Origin of the sequence: Pseudomonas sp. GM74, from assembly GCF_000282455.1 — a bacterium.
Classification (GTDB): domain Bacteria; phylum Pseudomonadota; class Gammaproteobacteria; order Pseudomonadales; family Pseudomonadaceae; genus Aquipseudomonas.
The window spans coordinates 15,899-35,261 of sequence record NZ_AKJG01000086.1; the positions used below are offsets into that span (position 1 = coordinate 15,899).

General features: G+C 60.8%; 16 protein-coding genes and 1 pseudogene. 8 read left to right on the top strand and 9 right to left on the bottom strand.

Annotated features, from left to right (window positions below; genetic code table 11):
- Positions 1 to 23 precede the first annotated feature (23 nt).
- A pseudogene (locus PMI34_RS29770) lies at positions 24 to 113 on the top strand (hypothetical protein); the annotation flags it as partial.
- 58 nt (positions 114 to 171) lie between these two features.
- On the opposite strand, the gene ppk2 reads toward PMI34_RS29770, so the two are convergent.
- Positions 172 to 990 carry a polyphosphate kinase 2 gene (gene ppk2, locus PMI34_RS10615; protein ID WP_008051231.1) on the bottom strand — a complete coding sequence of 273 codons (819 nt, stop codon included), beginning with the start codon at positions 988 to 990 and terminating at the stop codon, positions 172 to 174.
- Positions 991 to 1,048: 58 nt separating this feature from the next.
- Positions 1,049 to 2,770: a SulP family inorganic anion transporter gene (locus tag PMI34_RS10610; protein ID WP_008051232.1), complete on the bottom strand. Its 1,722-nt coding sequence runs from the start codon at positions 2,768 to 2,770 to the stop codon at positions 1,049 to 1,051.
- Between the two features lie 318 nt (positions 2,771 to 3,088).
- Between PMI34_RS10610 and PMI34_RS10605 the strand changes: the two genes are divergently transcribed.
- Together PMI34_RS10605 and PMI34_RS10600 are read left to right on the top strand one after the other, a co-directional pair.
- The gene (locus tag PMI34_RS10605; protein ID WP_008051235.1) at positions 3,089 to 3,541 is read left to right on the top strand and encodes a hypothetical protein; all 453 of its coding nucleotides are present in this window, start codon (positions 3,089 to 3,091) and stop codon (positions 3,539 to 3,541) included.
- 280 nt (positions 3,542 to 3,821) lie between these two features.
- Complete coding sequence (locus PMI34_RS10600) at positions 3,822 to 4,769, top strand: helix-turn-helix transcriptional regulator (protein ID WP_008051239.1); 948 nt, start codon at positions 3,822 to 3,824, stop codon at positions 4,767 to 4,769.
- A 247-nt stretch (positions 4,770 to 5,016) separates the two neighbouring features.
- On the opposite strand, the gene PMI34_RS10595 is transcribed toward PMI34_RS10600, so the two are convergent.
- The 3 genes from PMI34_RS10595 to PMI34_RS10585 all read right to left on the bottom strand — a co-directional run bounded on the left by PMI34_RS10595 (position 5,017) and on the right by PMI34_RS10585 (position 8,305).
- A complete protein-coding gene (locus tag PMI34_RS10595) occupies positions 5,017 to 6,936 on the bottom strand; it encodes a tyrosine-protein phosphatase (protein ID WP_008051240.1) in 1,920 nt (639 codons plus the stop codon).
- Positions 6,937 to 7,219: 283 nt separating this feature from the next.
- Complete coding sequence (locus PMI34_RS28910; protein ID WP_008051242.1) at positions 7,220 to 7,705, bottom strand: hypothetical protein; 486 nt, start codon at positions 7,703 to 7,705, stop codon at positions 7,220 to 7,222.
- Positions 7,706 to 7,825: 120 nt separating this feature from the next.
- Positions 7,826 to 8,305, bottom strand: a complete 480-nt coding sequence (locus PMI34_RS10585; protein WP_008051244.1) for an anti-virulence regulator CigR family protein — start codon at positions 8,303 to 8,305, stop codon at positions 7,826 to 7,828.
- A gap of 535 nt (positions 8,306 to 8,840) precedes the next feature.
- On the opposite strand from PMI34_RS10585, the gene PMI34_RS0127375 reads away from it, so the two are divergent.
- A complete protein-coding gene (locus PMI34_RS0127375) occupies positions 8,841 to 9,548 on the top strand; it encodes a CatB-related O-acetyltransferase (RefSeq protein ID WP_008051245.1) in 708 nt (235 codons plus the stop codon).
- Positions 9,549 to 9,675: 127 nt separating this feature from the next.
- Here PMI34_RS0127375 and PMI34_RS10580 read toward each other — a convergent pair whose 3' ends face one another.
- The 4 genes from PMI34_RS10580 to PMI34_RS10565 form a co-directional block, all read right to left on the bottom strand.
- The gene (locus tag PMI34_RS10580) at positions 9,676 to 10,224 is read right to left on the bottom strand and encodes a cupin domain-containing protein (protein ID WP_007975263.1); all 549 of its coding nucleotides are present in this window, start codon (positions 10,222 to 10,224) and stop codon (positions 9,676 to 9,678) included.
- Between the two features lie 359 nt (positions 10,225 to 10,583).
- Complete coding sequence (locus PMI34_RS10575; RefSeq protein WP_008051246.1) at positions 10,584 to 11,867, bottom strand: NAD(P)/FAD-dependent oxidoreductase; 1,284 nt, start codon at positions 11,865 to 11,867, stop codon at positions 10,584 to 10,586.
- Between the two features lie 53 nt (positions 11,868 to 11,920).
- A complete protein-coding gene (locus PMI34_RS10570) occupies positions 11,921 to 13,411 on the bottom strand; it encodes an aldehyde dehydrogenase (RefSeq protein ID WP_008051248.1) in 1,491 nt (496 codons plus the stop codon).
- Positions 13,412 to 13,623: 212 nt separating this feature from the next.
- Entirely contained in the window at positions 13,624 to 15,000 is a 1,377-nt protein-coding gene (locus PMI34_RS10565; RefSeq protein ID WP_008051249.1) for a glutamine synthetase family protein, read from the bottom strand.
- Between the two features lie 282 nt (positions 15,001 to 15,282).
- Here PMI34_RS10565 and PMI34_RS10560 point away from each other — a divergent pair, with 282 nt between their 5' ends.
- From PMI34_RS10560 to PMI34_RS10545, 4 genes are all read left to right on the top strand, one after another.
- On the top strand, positions 15,283 to 16,044 hold the full coding sequence (locus PMI34_RS10560; RefSeq protein ID WP_008051250.1) for a gamma-glutamyl-gamma-aminobutyrate hydrolase family protein: 762 nt from the start codon (positions 15,283 to 15,285) through the stop codon (positions 16,042 to 16,044).
- 372 nt (positions 16,045 to 16,416) lie between these two features.
- Positions 16,417 to 17,559: a polyamine ABC transporter ATP-binding protein gene (potA, locus tag PMI34_RS10555; protein ID WP_008051251.1), complete on the top strand. Its 1,143-nt coding sequence runs from the start codon at positions 16,417 to 16,419 to the stop codon at positions 17,557 to 17,559.
- Positions 17,556 to 18,470 (top strand): ABC transporter permease subunit, encoded by a 915-nt coding sequence (locus tag PMI34_RS10550; RefSeq protein WP_008051252.1) that lies wholly within the window; start codon positions 17,556 to 17,558, stop codon positions 18,468 to 18,470. The genes potA and PMI34_RS10550 overlap by 4 nt, the downstream gene beginning before the upstream one ends.
- Positions 18,467 to 19,351 carry an ABC transporter permease subunit gene (locus PMI34_RS10545; protein ID WP_008051255.1) on the top strand — a complete coding sequence of 295 codons (885 nt, stop codon included), beginning with the start codon at positions 18,467 to 18,469 and terminating at the stop codon, positions 19,349 to 19,351. Before PMI34_RS10550 ends, PMI34_RS10545 begins: the two co-directional genes overlap by 4 nt.
- Positions 19,352 to 19,363: the final 12 nt, after the last annotated feature.

The window sequence follows — 19,363 nt, forward strand, 5'->3', positions numbered from 1 at the left end:
ACCGACAGGTCGCGGGGCGTCAAGATGTGCAAGGTCGCGGTGCCGCCGAGGGCGCGCTGCCTTATCCGCCGGGCGTCTTGTGCGTGGTGCCGGGGGAAATCTGGGGCGGCGCAAGGCCTGATGGCATGCGGCAGGAGCTGGCGTGGGCCGGCTCCTGCCCAATGCATCGTTCTAGAATTTTTCCGCGATGAACTTGAACGGATAGTTCGGATCCCGATAGTTACCGGGGCTTTGGCGCTTGGGCAGTTTCACTTTCGCCCGCGGTACTTCCTCATAAGGAATGCTGTTGAGCACGTCGCTGATGATGTTCAGTCGCGCCCGTCGCTTGTCATTCGAGTTGGCGACCCGCCACGGGGCGAACTCGGTGTCGGTGGCCTCGAACATGTCGTCCCGGGCACGGGAGTAGTCGTACCAGCGGTTATAGGACTTGAGGTCCATCGGTGACAGCTTCCAGATCTTGCGCCCGTCGGTGATGCGCGCCTTGAGGCGTCGGGTCTGCTCCTCCGGGCTCACTTCAAGCCAGTATTTGATCAGGATGATTCCCGATTCGACCAGTGCATGCTCGACGCGCGGCGCCACGGTGAGAAAGGTGCGCACCTGCTCGTCGGTGCAAAACCCCATGACCCGCTCGACGCCGGCGCGGTTGTACCAACTGCGATCGAAGATCACCACTTCACCGGCCGCCGGCATGTGCGGCAGATAGCGTTGCACATACATCTGGCTTTTTTCCCGCTCGGTCGGTGCCGGCAACGCTATCACCCGGAATACCCGCGGACTGACCCGTTCGGTCAGTGCCTTGATGGTCCCGCCCTTGCCGGCGCCATCACGGCCCTCAAAGACGATGCAGACCTTGGCGCCCGAGTGCTGTACCCACTCCTGCAGCTTGACCAGCTCGACATGCAGCCGCGCCAGTTCCTCGAGATATACCTTGTTCTTGAGCTTGCCGCTTTCAACCGGTTTGCTTTTGGTTGCGGCCTTCTTCTTCGCCATGCCCGTTACCTCCTTCAATGCGTCACATAGCGCCCGGAGTGCACCCGGCCGCGTTCATTCAGTGTCGACTGCGCTGATAGTGTTCAACCGCCAGTTCCAGGTTCAGGAACATGCGCGCCTCGCCCAGCGCATGGCCCAGGGGGGCCTTGATGACCATCTCCCATACGCTCGGGCTCATGCCCACCAGCCACAGTGATATGCCTTTTTCCTGCAGTTGCTGTTCCGCCCCGGTGAGCATTTTCAGCGCGGTGTATTCCAGGTCGAACACGCTGCGCAGGTCCAGGACCACGACCTTGGGGTTCGCCACGTCAATCAGTGGCCGGATCTTGTCGGCGATGCGCTCGGCATTGGCGAAGAACACCCGCCCTTCGGGCCTGAGCAACAGCAACCCGTCAAAATGTTCGTCATCGATGTGCTCGGCGGACTGCGGTCGGTACACATTGGTGCCGGGCTTGCGTCCCAGGACATGCACGGGCGGGTCCGAAACCTGATAGGCCAGGGCCAGCAACGAAACGATGATCGCCACGACGATCCCTTGCAGCGTGCCCAGCAGTATCACGCCGATCATGGCCACCACGGCCCAGGCAAATTCGGTACGGCGAACCGACAGGATCTCGCGAAATTCCGCCGGCTCGATCAGGCCCACCGAATACACGATCACCACGGCGGCGAGCGTGGCGTTGGGCATCAGGCCAATGAGCGGCGCCAGCAGCAGGCACGTGCCCAGTGCCAGTGCGGCGGTGACCAGTGCGGCCAGTTGCGAACGGGCGCCGGCCAGGCGGTTCACCGCCGTCTGGGTAGTCCCGCCGCCGGCGACCATGGCTCCGAGAAACGCGCCACCGATGTTGGCAACGCCAGTGGCCAGCAGCTCCCGGTTCGGTTGTGGCGCGGGCTCGTCACTGCGAGCGAACGCGCGTCCCGCCGCGATGGTTTCGGTGAAACTCATCAGCGCGATCCCCATCGCCGAGGACCACAGGGTCTCGGCCATCGACCAGACCGGCAGGGTCGGCGCGGGCAACCCGATCGGCACCACGCCGACGGCGGACACACCAAAGCGCTCCAGGCCAAACAGGCTCATACCGATGATGCCAAGTGCCACCGCAATCAAGGGTGCGGGCAGCCGTGGCGTAAAACGCTTCATGCCCACCAGCAGCAGGACCATGAACACACCGACCGCCACGGTCGGCAGCGAGGCATGGCCGACGCTCTGGACCGTGGCCACCAGGTTGTGCAGGAAGCCGCCTTTGTCGATGTGCGTGCCCAACAGCTTGGGCAACTGGTCGAGCACGATGACCACGCCGATGCCGGCCTTGAAACCCACCAGCACCGGTTCGGAAATGAAATTGGCGACGAAACCCAGGCGCAGCAACCCCGCGACGATCAGGATCGCACCCACCATCAGGGCCAGCGTGGCGGAACCGGCCAGCAGGGTCGCCGTATCGCCATCGGGGCTGATCTGGCCCAGTGCCGAGCCGGCGAGAATAGCCAGGGTGGTCGTGGTGCTGACACTGAGCGGACGCGACGTGCCGAGCACGGCATAGATCACCATCGGCACCAGCACCGTGTACAGCCCGACCTGCACCGGCAGGCCGGCAATGGTGGCGTACGCCAGCGCCTTGGGAATGACCACGGCCGCTGCCGTCAGCCCGGCGACCACATCGCCCCGCAGCCAGTCGGGCCGATAACTGCCGGGCCACTCCGGGATCAACAGGCTGCGCACGCTACCCCGCTGTGGAGTGCCTGGAATCCGCGCTTGCGGATTGCTGCCTTGTTGATTCATCAGTCACTCCAGTCGCAAATCGTCCATGCGGATGATGAGTGGGCTCAACTGACCGCACAATCCTTTAACTGCACGCGTAACCACTGCAAACCTTCATCGGCATCGAAGCGCGCGTGCCAGCAGGCAATCCGCGCAGGCTCGACTACAAATGTAGCCGGTTTGCACGACTACGCCGTCACATGGCTGGAGAAGGAGACAGACGCCCCACCATCTGCGCTCAAAAATGGAAAGCCTTATATGGACGACGTCATGAAGGCGGTAAATGAGCTATACCCGCTAATTCCCCCCATTGCAGTTCTTCAACCCAGGAGTTTGGCAATGAAGCTCAAGACCTCTCTGGCAGCACTCATGGTGGCGGCAAGCCTTTTCGGCTGCGCCACTTCCACGCACCACGGCGTGAACGTCAACCTGGTCGCCACCCGGCAAAACGCCGGACAGATCGGCACCGTCACCTTGACCGACTGGGACAAGAAAACCGGACTCAGTTTCTTCATCAGCGGCGCTCCAATGGGGGTTACCCTGCCCTTGCGTCTTTATTCGTTCATCAATAACGGCAGCTGCGAGCAACCCGGGTCAGTCGCCTACGCCATGAACGACACCGTCAACACCGAACGCCAACCCGTACGCGGCTGGTCTTTTACCAGGACCGCGCCTGTGCCTTTGCAAACCCTGGTTGACGGCAAGTATTCGGTGGTCGTGCGAACGGCTGCGACCGATGGCAACGTCGATATCTTTTGCGGGGATATCAAGGCAACGGAGCCAGTGAAATAGCCGCGGCCCTTGCAGGCCAGCCCACGCCCGAGTACCGCTCGCGCCACCGGTTGTCCGGTGCGAGCGGTGGCGGCGGGTGAACGGAAACGGGGCCGGCGACAACAACCGGTAACAAACCTGTCATTACTCACTGCTAACGTCCAAGCGCTTTCCCGAACCGCATCCGCTCGATCTCCGATCGCCCAGTTCCCTGTACCAGGGCTTTGCCCCTCCACTCAAGGTGCCACTTCAGGTGTACGCAAGCACGACGCGCAAGCAAATCATCATCAGGTCCAACGACATGAGCTGCGACGACTTTGGCGCGTTGTTCTCGAACCTGTTCGGCAACCTCTATTGCGACTCACCGCCGCCGCCGAAAAACATCATCATCGGCGGGGTCTACGGCCGGCACGAAGGTGTCAGTTTTCGTCGCATGCACTATCGCGGTGACTTCACGGTGGCTTTTCCCGCCCCACTTGATGAAATCACCTTCGTCATTCCCACCGCCGGCAAGATCATTTTCAACCACGTCACCGAGTCAGTCGGTTTCGCGCAAATAGGCCTGGCGATCGACAAGGCCGAGGTCCGCTCAGCGCGCTTTGTCGACAACCACGCACAGCACGGGATTTCGATCAGCCGCCGGCTGATCACCGAGCGCCTGTCGACGCTGCTGGGCAAACCTATCCTGCAAAAGGTGCATTTCGAGCCGGTGGTGGACCTGAATGTGTCGGCCTTGCAGGGCATCCGGGCGTTGATCGAACTGGCCACCGGCACCGAGTTCGACCTGCTGATCAACACCGGTTCGCTGATGCCTTCGCGCCTTCGCGAAATGCTGGTCGATGCGGTTCTGGAAGCCTGGCCACACAACTTCACCGAAGCCCTCCGGCGCCCTTCCCCACTGATAGCGCCACGGCATGTGAAGCTGGCCGTCGAGTACATTCAGGAGCACCCAGACCACCTGGCCAGCGGCACCGAGCTGGCGCAATTGACCAACGTCAGCCTGCGCGCATTGCAGGAAGGTTTTCAGCGTTTCATGGGCACTTCGATCGTTGCCTATCAGCGCCAGGTCCGCCTGGAGCGCGCCTTTGCCGCGCTGTCCCAAGGAGTGTCGCCTTCGGTGACAGACGTGGCCTTGCAACACGGTTTCAGCAATGTCGGGCGGTTTTGCCAGTACTTCCAGAGTGCCTACGGCATCAGCCCCGCAGACGTGAGAAAGGGCCTGCGAACGTGGCCGATGGCGACCCATTGAGAGAGCGGCGGTGCGACGATTCGACTTGCTCGCGAAAACGGTTTATCCGTCACCTACTTCGTCGACCGTCAGTCCGCCTTCGCGGGCAAGCCCGCTCCCACAGGTTGCGTGTCGTGCCCGGATCATGTGGCAAGCACAAAACCCTGTGGGAGCGGGCTTGCCCGCGAAGGGGCCGGAAGACTCAATATCAATGTGCCTGTCAGATCACTTTCGCAAGCCCGCTCCCACAGATTGCCTCAACTGATCCTCAGAACAGATAGCTGGCCTTCAGCCCGCCATTGAAGCCGTGGCTGTCGCCGCCACCGCTGGCGCCGATTTCCGCCCCTACGCTCCACGGCCCAAGGTTGGCCATGACGTTGACGCCACCGGTGAACTGGTCACGGTTATCGAAGGCGGCTTGCTGTTCAATGTCCAGGCCCAGCAATTGCCCTTCGCTGTCGACTTCAGGGTCGCCCAGCACATGCTCGTAGCCCACTTGCATCCCCGGCACCACTTGCCAGGCGCCCAGGCTGACAGGTGCAAAGGATGCATTGAGGTTGGCCACTGCGCTCTTGCGGGTTTCGTGGATACCGTCGACGTCCAGGGCCAGTTCGCTGCCTTTTTCCTGGAAGCCCGACAGGTTGATGTGGCTGATCCGCACGCCAAGGCTCGGCTCGAGGGTCACGCCGTTCACCGGCACACGGTAACCCAGGGCCAGGGTCGCGCCGCTGAGGTTGCCATGGCTGTCGCCCTTGGCCGTGCCCAGACCGCCGCCCAGTTCGCGCTTGCTCTGGTAATCGAGGTAGCCGGCGTTGGCATCGGCATCCACAAACAGGCCGCGCTCCAGACCGTTCGGTGCGAAACGTGCGCCGACGCTGAAGAAGGTCAGGTCGGTATCGGCCTCGCCACCTGCGCCACCGACATTGCCGCTGCTGTAGCCGAAGCCGGCATGGGCGCTGAGCTGTTCGGAAAAGCGCTGGGTCAGGCCAATCATCATGCCCTGGGTATGCTCGTTGCTGCTGGAGGCCCGGGACGAACCGTCGGTGCCCAGATACCCCGCCAGCGCGGTGCTCCACAGGCGATATTGCCCGGCCTTGAGGTCGATGCCGCTGGTGAACGGCGCTGCGGCCTGTTCGATCATTGCGCCCTGGCGCAGCAGGTAGCTGGCGGCATCGGCGTGCACCTGACCGCCGACGGTGGACTCCACGCCCCCGAGGCTGCGGGTATCGATGGCCGACTGCAGGTAGTAGTTGTAGGCGCTGTAGGTGCCCGACAGGTTGCTGTTCTGCAGTTGTTGCAACAACTGCGCGCCGGCCGCGGCATTGCCGGCCAGGTCCGCCGCGCCCGGCAGGCTGTTGTAGAACACCATCTTGCCGCGCAGCACGTAGATGGTTTCCTGGGACAGGCCGAGGCCTTCCTTGAGGTACTTGTCCATCGTGCCGTATTGCGCGGTCACCTCGTCCAGGCCGGCTTGCAGGTAACTGGCCTCCACACCGATCAGCGGTCCATAGATGGTCGCCAGGCTCGGTGGCAACGCCGCCAGGGTCGCCTTGATGCGCGCGGCGGTGTAGTCGTTGGTCGCCAGGTAGTTGCTCATGATGGTGGCATCGTCGACCCCGGCGATGCTTTGCAGCACCGCAGCGGTCCAGCCCGTGCGGTCCTTGCCAGCGGTGCAATGGAACAGCGCGGCACCGTCGACCGCCGCCAGCTCATTGAACAGCTGGTTGAACTCGCTGCGCATCCCTGGGTTGCGCACGAAATCCCGGTTGGTGTCCTGCATCATGGCGGTGGCTTCGGCGGCGCTGTGGAACGCGACGTTGGTGACGTTCGCCCCCGACGTGGAGCCGCCGATGATGTCGATGTTGGTGTAGGTCGCGCCAGTGAGCATCTTGTCGGGCGTGGCGGCGATCTCGCTGGGCGTGCGCAGGTCGTAGACTGCCTTGATGCCCAGGCCATTGAGGGTAGCCAGATCCGCCGCCGATGGCGTCAGCGCGTTGGAGCGGTAAAACACCCCGCCACGCATGGTGCCGTCGTTGGCGGTGGTGTATGTCGTGGTGAGACCGGCGACATCGCGGAAATTGTCGATGCTTTTCAGGCGTGGCGTGTTGAGGGGGACCGTCTCGGCCGCCTGGGCGGCAGCGATGGACAGGCTCAAAACAGACAGCGAACACACAAGTCGTTGGAACACAGTGCAGCCTCATTGAAATCGCGTTGGGCTGACTAATATCTACATTGAAATGGCGCTGAACATGACAAATCGCCTGCAAACGCAAATCACTGCGTGATGTGTCCAGGTGGCTCGTTTTCTGTCCGTGTAATGCCTGTTGTGCGGGCAACCTGGGGGCAGGTTGTGAGTGATGTGCTGGCGGGGAACGAGATATGCGATTGTCTGCGATCAATTTCCAGGCATAAAAAACCCGCCTGTTCCAGCGGGTTTTTTGCTTTTCAGAAACTGATCTGTCGCCGCGAACTCAATGGGATTTTTTCGAGGTCGACAGCCCGGCTTTACTCAAGCCTTTGGAGTTGTGATCACCCGGCGTCGAGGCCGAAATGGCCCTGGCTTTGGCGATGCCGCGAGTATCCTTGGAATGGGCGATGCCTGAGGTCGTGGTGCCATGACCGTTGTCATCGTTGCGCGCACTACCGTAGTGGTTCCCGCTCAGGCCATGGTCGCGCACGGATTTGCCGGCATGGTCGCTGTCCAGCCCGTTACCACGGCCGTTACTGCCGGAGTGGCCTGTACCGGCGTGTCCGCCACCCATGCCGCCGCCGTGGCCTCCACCGTTTCCGCCGCCGTTTCCGCCACCACCACCGCCACCGTTTCCGCCGCCACCGCCACCGCCGTCCTTCGCGTATGCGGAACCCATGATCGACAGGCCATCAGGGAGTAACGGGGCGGCTGCAAGCATCATGGCGCATGACATTACAGCAACGAGACTCTTGTTTTTAAAAAGCATGATTGCTTCCGTAGGAGGTTGATATCGCGTTAGGTATGACGCGATATCCCTCCAACAGTTCAACTACCAAGACAGACGGCTGGAGTACCTTGAATCAGCAGGAAGACTACCTTCCACACGTCAATCAAAGGCACCGTCGAGAATTTCATAGACAAGCCCGGTGGCCAGCGCAACCAGGATCAGGTCCGTGCCGACCTGCTGCCATTCGTAGCCGTCATAGTGGGGCAGCCTGCCGACCAGTCGGCCATCGAGTTTCTTGGCGATGCCGGGTGGAAGCGGCTTGCCCCGGGCAAGGTTCTTTTGAATACCCGGTGGCAAATCGGGCCCGGGGCTCCAGTAGCCCGTATTCACGCCAATGATCTCGAGTACGCTGCCACGGTTGATGCTCGGGCCGTTGCTCCAGTCCCCGCCGCCACCGCCGCCGGTATTCTTGTTCTTGTTGCCATGACTACCCTGGTTGCCCTGGCCCTTGTTGCCTTGGTTGCCATGGGTGACCTTCCCGCTACCCTGGCCATTACCGGGATCAGCCAGCGCCGTCACCGAGCCGCAGACCAGCGTCAAACAGGTAACGGCTGCAATCAATGATCGAGTCCTGAACATGATTCATTCCTTCGTGGTGGGGAATAGTCCCTGAAATTTAGACGTTATAGACGAAGTTGGTTCCATCGAGTCACCAGGCGCCAAACCGTCTACGCTCATCCGATCGAAGCCTTGCAGGCGTTTGCCGGAGGATGGGGCTTGTCGATCGCACATCCCTGACATCCGAAAAACATGTAGGAATTTACCCCCGTGGCGAGGGAGCTTGCTCCCGCTGGGCTGCGAAGCGGCCCTCATCCATTGCAACTCATTTCCTCAGACACACCGCCGTGCCCGGTTTTACGGCGGCAGAGCCGCCGAACGCCTCAACGCCGTCCTCCAGTACCTCAACCATTTTTCAAGCACAAAAACCCGCATTTCTGCGGGTTTTCAATGGCCACCGTTCAGTTGGTTACAGCGGCCATCAGCAGACTGACGCACAGGAACTGTTTTTGAATACCGCCTAAAAAATTCATCTCCCCCGCCGATTCATTTAGACTCGACCGTTGGCTCATGGGGCCAGGCCAAGCCCTATAACGGATATCCAAGACAGCTTTTCATGAAAAAAATAATCAGTTATTTGCGAAATAGTTACTGGAAAAGATGGATTCGCAAACACAAATGCAAAGTGGCGGGCGGTGTTTTGTCGCTGCACAAAAGAACGACACTGACCATAGAAGAAGGCGTGACCCTTGGGAATGTGGTCATAGAGTCGAAAAAGCTGGAAATCGGTGCCCATACCTATATCCGCAGTGACTGCTTCCTTTCGGCGGTCTCCTCCATAGGCAGGTTTTGCTCAATAAGTAGCAGCTGTTTTATCGGCCAGCAAAAGAGCTCGCATCCGTTGGACTGGCTCAGCTCACATCCCTTTCAATATACCGACACGGCGCTGGTTTACGACCCGGAAGTTGCGGACATCACGATCGGGCATGACGTCTGGATCGGCCATAGCGCGATGATCCTGGAAGGCGTGACCATAGGCACCGGCGCTGTCATCGCAACCCGCGCTCTGGTTGCCCATGACGTGCCACCGTACGCCATTGTTGCCGGCACCCCGGCAAAAGTCGTCAAGTATCGGCACACACCCGAGTTGATCGAGGCGCTGATCGACAGCAAGTGGTGGGATGTCGATGTCGAGGTACTCAAGACATTACCGCTCAATGATCCGCAAGCTGCTTTGGCTCTGTTGGCCACCCAGCAGAAAGATAACCGCGCCGACTACCAACAGATCGAGATAACCCGCAAAGGGTGCAGTGTTTCGTCATGAGCTGCGGGAATGACCCACGCTGCACTTCAAGATCCCTGGCAGTTACCAGATTCGAATAATAAAAAACCCGCATCAGATGCGGGTTTTGACGGCTGGTTCCTGATGAACCCTGCTCGCAAAGCGGTTATCAGAAGTTCGCCGGTGTGTTGGCGCTGATGATTTCCGCCTCATCCGCCCCGATATTGCGAAACCGGTGCGGCAAGGTCGTCGGGAAGTAATAGCCATCCCCGGCATTGAGCACGCTCACCTGGCCATCCACGGTCAACTCCACGGTACCCCGGGTCACCAACCCACACTCCTCGCCTTCGGAATGCACGATCGGCTCTTCGCCCGAGCTTGCGCCCGGTGCGTATTGCTCGCGCAGCAAGCGCATCTGCCGGCTTGGCACGGACGCGCCGATCAGCAGCAGGCGCAGGCCATGGCGGCCGAGATCGGGCTGTTCGTTGGCGCGAAAGACGTACTGGTGTTCGCGCGGTGGCTGATCGAAGGTGAAGAAGTCGGCCAGGGACATGGGGATGCCCTCCAGCAATTTCTTCAGGGAGCTGACGGAAGGACTGACCCGATTCTGTTCGATCAGGGAGATGGTTGCATTGGTGACGCCGCTACGCCGGGCCAGCTCGCGCTGGGACAGTTTGTAGCTTTCGCGTACTAATTTGAGTCGTGAGCCCGTGTCCATGACAGCCTTATGTGCGTGCTACTTAAGGGTAATGGGGGTGGAGTGCAGGCGCGGATCACGCCGTTTTCCTGTCCCGGAAACGTGAAAGGCGGCTATTAAATCACGTTTGTTGGTAATGCTCAGCAGGTTCGATAAACGGCTGGAAAAAACGACCTGCGAATTGTCACTTTCACTCAACTGAAGAACCTGTGGGAGCGGGCTTGCCCGCGATGGCGGTGTGTCAGGCAACATAAAAGGTGACTGAAGGGCCTCATCGCGGGCAAGCCCGCTCCCACAGGGAACTGCAGTGTTCATGGCCTTTTTGGCCGTCGTAAAAATCCGGCGGCATCCTTTTGGAGACGCCGCCGGCGAGGTAAAGCCTAGATGCCGAAACGGTCACGCAGCGAGTAGTACACGGCGCCGAGGGCGGTCAACGGCGCCGAGAAGGTGCGCCCACCGATCATCGGCATGTGCGGCAGCGAGGCAAACGCGTCGAAGCGCTCGGCGTCGCCACGGATCATTTCCGAGATCAGTTTGCCGGCCAGGTGCGAGCAGGTGACGCCGTGGCCGCTGTAGCCCTGCATGTAGTAGGCGTTTTTCTCGATACGGCCGAATTGCGGCATGCGCGACATGGTCAGCAGGAAGTTGCCGGTCCAGCGGTAGTCGATCTTCACGTCCTTCAATTGCGGGAAGGTCTTGAGGATCTTCGGGCGGATCAGTTGTTCGATGTCGTCCGGTTCGCGCGCACCGTAGACCACGCCGCCGCCGTACAGCAGGCGGTTGTCGGCGGTCAGGCGGTAGTAGTCGAGCAGGTAGTTGCAGTCTTCGACGCAGTAGTTGTTCTTGATCAGGCTACGGGCCTGCTTTTCCGACAACGGCTCGGTGACGACGATCTGCGAACCGCACGGCATGCTCTTGCTGGTCACGCGGTTGTCCAGGCCCTGCGGCAGGTACGCGTTACCGGCGATCAGCAGGTACTTGGCCTTCACCACGCCTTTTGCGGTGCGCACAGTGATCGGTTCGCCGTAGGTGATTTCCACCGCCGCCGATTGCTCGTAGATCTTGCCGCCCAGGCCGATGATCGCCGAAGCCTCACCGAGTGCCAGGTTCAGCGGGTGAATGTGACCGCCCTGCATGTCCAGCAGGCCACCGACGTAGGCCTCGGAACCGACTTCACGCTTGATATCGGCCGCGTCGAGCATTTTCAGGTTCTTGTTGCCGTAGCGTTCCCAGCTCTTCTTCTGCTCGGCCAGGCCCTTGAGTTGCTTCTTGTTCATCGCCGCGAAGATGCCGCCGGGGCGGTAGTCGCACTGGATGTCGTAGTGCTGTATGCGCTGACGGATGATGTCGGCGCCTTCGAAAATCATGCTGCCGAGGATTTCGGCAGTCTTGTCGCCGTAGCGCTCTTCGATGACATCGACGTCGCGGCTGTAGGAGTTGACCAGTTGGCCGCCGTTGCGACCGCTGGCGCCGAAGCCGACCTTGGCCGCTTCGAGCACGGTCACGCTGTAGCCCGCTTCAGCGAGGAACAGGGCCGAGGACAGGCCGGTGTAGCCGGCGCCGATCACGCAGACGTCGCAGTCCACAGCCCCTTCCAGCACCGGAAAATCGCCGGTGAAGTTGCGGGTGGCGGCGTAGTAGCTATTCACATGTGTCTGTTTCATACGTTTCTCCGAGGGTCGCCGACAGCGTGTCGGCGGCCGTCGCTTTAAAGGTGTTAGAGCTTGATCCAGGTCGCCTTGAGTTCGGTGTACTTGTCGAACGCGTGCAGCGATTTGTCCCGACCGTTACCCGACTGCTTGAACCCGCCGAACGGCGCGGTCATGTCGCCGCCGTCGTACTGGTTGACCCAGACGCTGCCGGCACGCAGGCCACGGGCGAAGGTGTGGGCCTTGCTCAGATTGCTGGTCCACACGCCGGCGGCCAGGCCGAAGATGCTGTCGTTGGCAATCGCCAGGGCTTCATCGAAGGTGTCGAAGGTGATGACCGACAGCACCGGGCCGAAGATTTCTTCCCGGGCGATGGTCATGGCGTTGGTCACGCCGTCGAAAATCGTCGGTTCCACGTACTGGCCACCGGTGTCTTCGAGGGTGCGGCTGCCGCCCGCGATCAGTTGGGCACCCTGCTCTTTGCCGATGCCGATGTAGCGCAGCACGTTGTCCAGTTGACGCTGGTCGACGACCGCACCGACGGTGGTTGCAGGATCGAGGGCGTGGCCTGGTTTCCAGGCTTGCAGGGCTTCCACCAGCAGCGGGATGAACTGCTCGCGGATCGAACGCTCCACCAGCAGACGCGAACCGGCGGTGCAGACTTCGCCCTGGTTGAAGGCGATGCCGCTGGCCGCCGCCTGTGCTGCCGCGCGCAGATCCGGCGCGTCGGCGAACACCACGTTCGGGCTCTTGCCACCGGCTTCGGCCCAGACGCGTTTCATGTTGCTCTGACCGGCGTAGATCATCAGTTGCTTGGCAATCGCCGTGGAGCCGGTGAAAGCCAGCACGTCGACGTCCATGTGCAACGCCAGCGCCTTGCCCACGGTGTGGCCGTAGCCCGGCAGGACGTTGAACACGCCTTTGGGAATACCGGCATCCAGCGCCAGTTGCGCGATGCGGATCGCCGTCAGCGGGGATTTTTCCGAAGGCTTGAGGATGAACGAGTTGCCCATCGCCAGGGCCGGGGCGAATTTCCAGCTGGCCATGATCAGCGGGAAGTTCCACGGCACGATGGCCGCGACCACGCCGACCGCTTCGCGGGTCACTAGACCAAGCTGGTCCTGGGGCGTGGCGGCGACTTCGTCGTAGATCTTGTCGATGGCTTCGGCGGTCCAGCGGATCGCGTTGGCGGTCGCCGGAATGTCGATGCTCATGGAGTCGCTGATCGGCTTGCCCATATCGAGGGTTTCGAGCAGGGCCAGCTCTTGCTGGTTGGCCAGGATCAGGTCGGCGAAACGGATCAGGATGCGCTTGCGCTCGGCCGGGGCCAGGTTGGCCCACACGCCGGATTCGAAGGTGCGGCGCGCGACGGCGACCGCTGCATTGGCGTCGGCTTCGTCGGTGCTGGCGACGTTCGCCAGGAAACGACCGTCCACAGGGCTGATGCATTCGAACGTCGCGCCGCTGGCGGCTGCGCAGTATTGGCCGTCAATGAATGCGCGACCTTCGATGGAGAGGGACTGGAAGCGTTGCTCCCAGTCGCTGCGAGAAATTGTCATGGTTGTGACTCGACGCAGGGGAATAGGTGATCGTCGGGCTGAATGCCAGCCAATCAAGGCATTTGAAATGCAATCCCTGTGGGAGCGGGCTTGCCCGCGATGAGGCCGTCACAATCAACATTGATGGCGACTGATCCACCGCTATCGCGGGCAAGCCCGCTCCCACAGGGTTTGGCGGCGTACACAGTTTTTTGTGTACGCCGCCAACACCATCAAACGGTGTGCAAGTACCAGTTGTACTCAAGGTCCGAGATGGAGTTCTCGAACTCGGCCAGCTCGCTTTCCTTGCACGCCACGAACACGTCGATGTACATCGGGTCGATGTAGCGCGCCATGACTTCGCTGTCGTCCAGCTCACGCAGGGCGTCGCGCAGGTTGTTCGGCAGGCTCTGCTCGTTCTGCTCGTAGCTGTTGCCTTCCACCGGGGCGCCCGGTTCGATCTGGTTGGTCAGGCCGTGGTGAATACCGGCCAACACCGATGCCATCAGCAGGTATGGGTTGGCGTCGGCACCGGCTACACGATGCTCGATGCGCACGGCGTCCTTTGATCCGGTCGGTACACGCACGGCGACGGTGCGGTTGTCGATGCCCCAGCTCGGCGAGTTCGGCACGTAGAACTGCGCGCCGAAGCGACGGTAGGAGTTGACGTTCGGGCAAAGGAACGCCATCTGCGCCGGCAGGGTCTCGAGCACACCGCCGATCGCGTGTCGCAGCGCGGCGTTCTGCTCGGGATCCTCGCTGGCAAAGATGTTGTTGCCTTCTTTGTCGAGAATCGAAATGTGCACGTGCAGACCGTTACCCGCCTGGCCCGGATACGGCTTGGCCATGAAGGTGGTGTCCATTTCGTGGTCGTAGGCGATGTTCTTCACCAGACGCTTGAGCAGGACGGCGTAGTCGCACGCCTTGATCGGGTCAGCCACGTGATGCAGGTTGACTTCGAATTGCGCCGGGGCGCTTTCCTTGACGATGGCGTCAGCCGGGATGCCCTGCTCTTTCGCGCCTTCGAGGATGTCTTGCAAGCAGTCGACGTATTCGTCGAGGTCATCGATCAGGTACACCTGGGTCGACATCGGACGCTTGCCGGATACCGGCGAACGTGGCGATTGCGGACGACCGTTCACGTTGTCCTGGTCGATCAGGTAGAACTCCAGCTCGAACGCAGCGCAGATGGTCAGGCCCATGTCGTCGAACTTGCGCACGATATTGGCCAGCACTTCACGCGGGTCGGCGAAGAAGGGTTCGCCTTCGATTTCGTGCATGGTCATCAGCAGTTGCGCGGTCGGGCGCTTCTGCCAAGGCTCGATGCTGAGGGTGCCGGGGATCGGGTAGCAGATCCGGTCGGCATCGCCGATGTCCAGACCCAGGCCGGTGCTTTCCACCGTGGAACCATTGATGTCCAGAGCAAACAGAGACGCCGGCAGGTTGATGCCTTTCTCGTAAACCTTATGAAGACTGGTGCGCTCGATGCGCTTGCCGCGCACCACACCGTTCATATCCGCAATCAGAAGGTCGACGTACAAAACCTCAGGATGTTTCTTAAGGAATGCGTTTGCTTCGTTGAGTTGAACGGCACGCAGAGGGACCGACATGATGCACCTATTTTTACTGTTAATTATTATGTTCACCGCCCTTTCACGAGCCCAGTCAATCCGAAAGGCAAAGTGAAGTCAATAGCGAACACCTGGCCTTTCAACGTTTATTTTCGGGCCTCTCAGGGGGACGAGAGTGCCAGATACGCCCTCAAACACGCGTAAACCCTGAAGATCGGACGTGCGGCGTTTAGAATTTTTTACATGAGAGTTGTTAATTAAAATCAACAAGGCTAAGCTCCAGAAAAGCTCGTTCAAGTGTGAAACTTCGAGGTGATAAAAATGGCATTCAAGCCATTGATCGGCGTTACTGCGTGCGTCAAACAGATTGGCCTGCACCCCTACCACATCAGCGGTGACAAGTACTTGCGTGCTGTCAGCGTTGCGGCGCTGGGCCTGCCTGTCGTTATTCCTTCCTTAGGCGACCTGACCGAAATCGATGACCTGCTGCCGCAGCTCGACGGTCTGTTGCTGACCGGCTCGCCTTCGAACGTGGAACCCTTCCACTATCAAGGCCCCGACAGCGCCCCCGGCACGGATCATGATCCGGCGCGGGATGCCACCACCCTTCCCCTGATCCGCGCCGCTATTGCAGCGGGCGTTCCGGTGCTCGGCATCTGCCGTGGCTTCCAGGAAATGAACGTGGCGTTCGGTGGCAGCCTGCATCAGAAGGTCCATGAACTGCCTGGCTTGCTCGACCATCGTGAGGCCGACCATCCGGACCTGGCCGTGCAATACGCTCCCGCTCACGGGGTGAATGTGCAGCCTGGGGGTGTGTTCGAAGCGCTGGACCTGCCAGCGGTGTTCCAGGTCAACTCGATACACAGCCAGGGCATCGACCGTCTCGCGCCCGGCCTGCGCGCCGAAGCCGTCGCGCCCGATGGCCTGATCGAGGCGATCTCCGTCGAGCACAGCCAGGCGTTTGCCCTCGGCGTGCAATGGCACCCCGAATGGCAGGTGCTGAACAACCCTCCTTATCTGAGTATTTTCCAGGCGTTCGGCGAAGCCTGCCGGCAACGGGCGGCACTGCGTCACTCGAACTGACGAACTGATACCCACATTCAACGATTGACTGCCCAACGCGAGCGGGCAGGCGCTTTTGCGTGCCCCGCTCGCGAAAACAACACACTGCAATAACAACAAGTACGACCAGGCAGCCAGGATGGCGGCGCCGAATAAACCCGAGCGGTATGGGTGATGCCAGCAAGGCAAACGCAATTCTCTGTGGGAGCTGGCTTGCCAGCGATGGCGGTTGATCAGTCAACGATGATGTCGACTGTCAGGGCCTCATCGCTGGCAAGCCAGCTCCCACAGGGACCGCGCATGAGTTAGCCGGCATCACCCACCTCGGGTTTGCAATCCACTATTAAGCCGGGCCGTGTTGGCCGGGCGACTGAAACCTGTTGGGAGTTTCACATGGCAAACGCCTCCAGCATCTACAGGAAGGCTCTTGAGGGTCACCAGGCACCGAAAAAGGTGTTGGTGAAAATCGATCGTGTCACCAAGAAGTTCGACGAAACCACCGCTGTGGACGATGTGTCCCTGGAAATCCACCAGGGTGAAATCTTCGCCCTGCTCGGTGGTTCCGGTTCCGGCAAATCGACCCTGCTGCGCATGCTCGCCGGTTTCGAGCGCCCGACTGAAGGCCGGATTCTGCTCGACGGCGTCGACATCACCGACATGCCGCCGTACGAACGACCGATCAACATGATGTTCCAGTCCTACGCGCTGTTCCCGCACATGACGGTGGCGCAGAACATCGCCTTCGGCCTCAAGCAGGACCGTTTGCCAGCCGCCGAAATCGACGCCCGGGTGCAGGAGATGCTGCGCCTGGTGCACATGACCCAATACGCCAGGCGCAAGCCGCACCAACTGTCCGGCGGCCAGCGTCAGCGCGTGGCCCTGGCCCGTTCCCTGGCCAAGCGTCCGAAGTTGCTGTTGCTCGACGAACCGATGGGCGCCCTGGATAAAAAGCTGCGTTCGCAGATGCAACTGGAGCTGGTGGAGATCATCGAGCGCGTGGGCGTGACCTGCGTGATGGTGACCCACGACCAGGAAGAGGCCATGACCATGGCCCAGCGCATCGCGATCATGCACCTGGGCTGGATCGCCCAGATCGGCAGCCCGGTGGACATCTATGAAGCACCGGTCAGCCGCATGGTCTGCGAATTCATCGGCAACGTGAACGCCTTCGACGGCACCGTGGTCGAGGACCTGGAAGGTCACGCGATCATCCACAGCCCGGATCTTGCGCAGAAGATCTACGTCGGTCACGGCGTCAGCACGTCGGTGCAGGACAAGTCGATCACCTACGCGATCCGCCCGGAAAAACTGCTGGTCAGCACCGTCAAGCCGGACAACCGCTACAACTGGTCCGCCGGCAAGGTGCATGACATCGCCTACCTCGGCGGCCACTCGGTGTTCTACGTCGAGCTGCCTGGGGGCAAGATCGTCCAGTCGTTCATGGCCAACGCCGAACGCCGTGGTGCGCGTCCGACCTGGGACGACCAGGTCTACGTGTGGTGGGAAGACGACAGCGGCGTGGTACTGCGCGCATGAAAACCTTCAATCAGCAATTCCTGAGGTGGGTCCCCAGCGGGCGCAAGTTCGTCATCGGGATTCCGTTCATCTGGCTGTTCCTGTTCTTCATGTTGCCGTTCTTCCTGGTGATGAAGATCAGCTTCTCGGAAGCGGCCCTGGCCATTCCGCCCTACTCGGAGATCTACACCTTCGCCGAGCAGAAATTCCAGCTGCTGCTCAATATCGGCAACTACACCCTGCTGGGCGAGGATGAGCTGTACCTGTCCGCCTACCTGGGTTCGTTGAAGGTGGCGTTTTTCAGCACCCTGATGTGCCTGGTGATCGGTTTCCCGATGGCCTACGCCATTACCAAGGCCAGCAAGGAAGCGCAGAACGTGCTGATGCTGCTGATCATGATGCCGACCTGGACCGCGATCCTGATCCGCGTTTACGCGTGGATGGGCATCCTCAGCAACAACGGTCTGCTCAACGGGTTCCTGATGTGGACCGGGCTGACCTCGCACCCGATCGAGATCCTCAACACCAACATCGCCGTCTACATCGGCGTGGTGTATGCGTATCTGCCGTTCATGGTGCTGCCGCTGTACGCCAACCTGGTCAAGCACGACCAGAGCCTGCTGGAAGCGGCGTCGGACCTGGGTTCGAGCACCTTCAACAGTTTCTGGAAAATCACCGTGCCGCTGGCCAAGAACGGCATCATCGCCGGCTGCATGCTGGTGTTCATTCCTGTGGTAGGTGAGTTCGTGATTCCGGAACTGCTGGGCGGCCCGGAAACCCTGATGATCGGCCGCGTATTGTGGCAAGAGTTCTTCAACAACCGCGACTGGCCGGTGGCGTCCGCCCTGGCGGTGGTGATGCTGTTGATCCTGATTGTGCCGATTCTGCTGTTCAACCGCAGCCAGGCCAAAGAGATGGAGGCACGGGGATGAAACGCTTCGGATTTTCAAAGTTCATGCTGATTTTCGGCCTGTCGTTTATCTACCTGCCGATGCTAATTCTGGTGATTTACTCGTTCAACGCCTCCAAGCTGGTGACAGTGTGGGGTGGCTGGTCGATCAAGTGGTACGCCGGTTTGCTCGACAACAGCCAGCTGATGGGTTCGGTGGTGCGCTCGCTGGAAATCGCCTGCTACACCGCCATCGCAGCAGTCGCACTAGGGACGCTGGCCGCGTTCGTCCTGACGCGCGTTACGCGCTTCAAGGGCCGCACGCTGTTCGGTGGCCTGGTCACCGCGCCGCTGGTGATGCCTGAAGTGATCACCGGTCTGTCGCTGTTGCTGCTGTTCGTGGCCATGGCGCAGTTGATCGGCTGGCCGATGGAGCGTGGCATCGTCACCATCTGGATCGCCCACACCACGTTTTGTGCCGCTTATGTGGCGGTGGTAGTCTCCGCCCGCCTTCGCGAGCTGGACCTGTCCATCGAAGAAGCGGCCATGGACCTGGGTGCAAAGCCGTTCAAGGTGTTTTTCCTGATCACCATTCCGATGATCGCGCCGTCACTGGCGGCCGGCGGCATGATGTCGTTCGCCCTGTCGCTCGATGACCTGGTGCTGGCGAGTTTCGTGTCGGGCCCGGGTTCCACGACCCTGCCGATGGAAGTGTTCTCGGCGGTGCGTCTTGGGGTCAAGCCCGAGATCAACGCCGTGGCCAGCCTGATCCTGTTGGCCGTGTCGATCGTGACTTTCATGGTCTGGTACTTCAGCCGCCGCGCCGAAGCCACCCGCAAACGCGCGATCCAGGAAGCCATGGACCAGACCGCCAGCGAATCCTGGCAGCAACCTGAAAAGCAAATGGCAGAAGCGACGGCCTAAAGGCCTGCTACA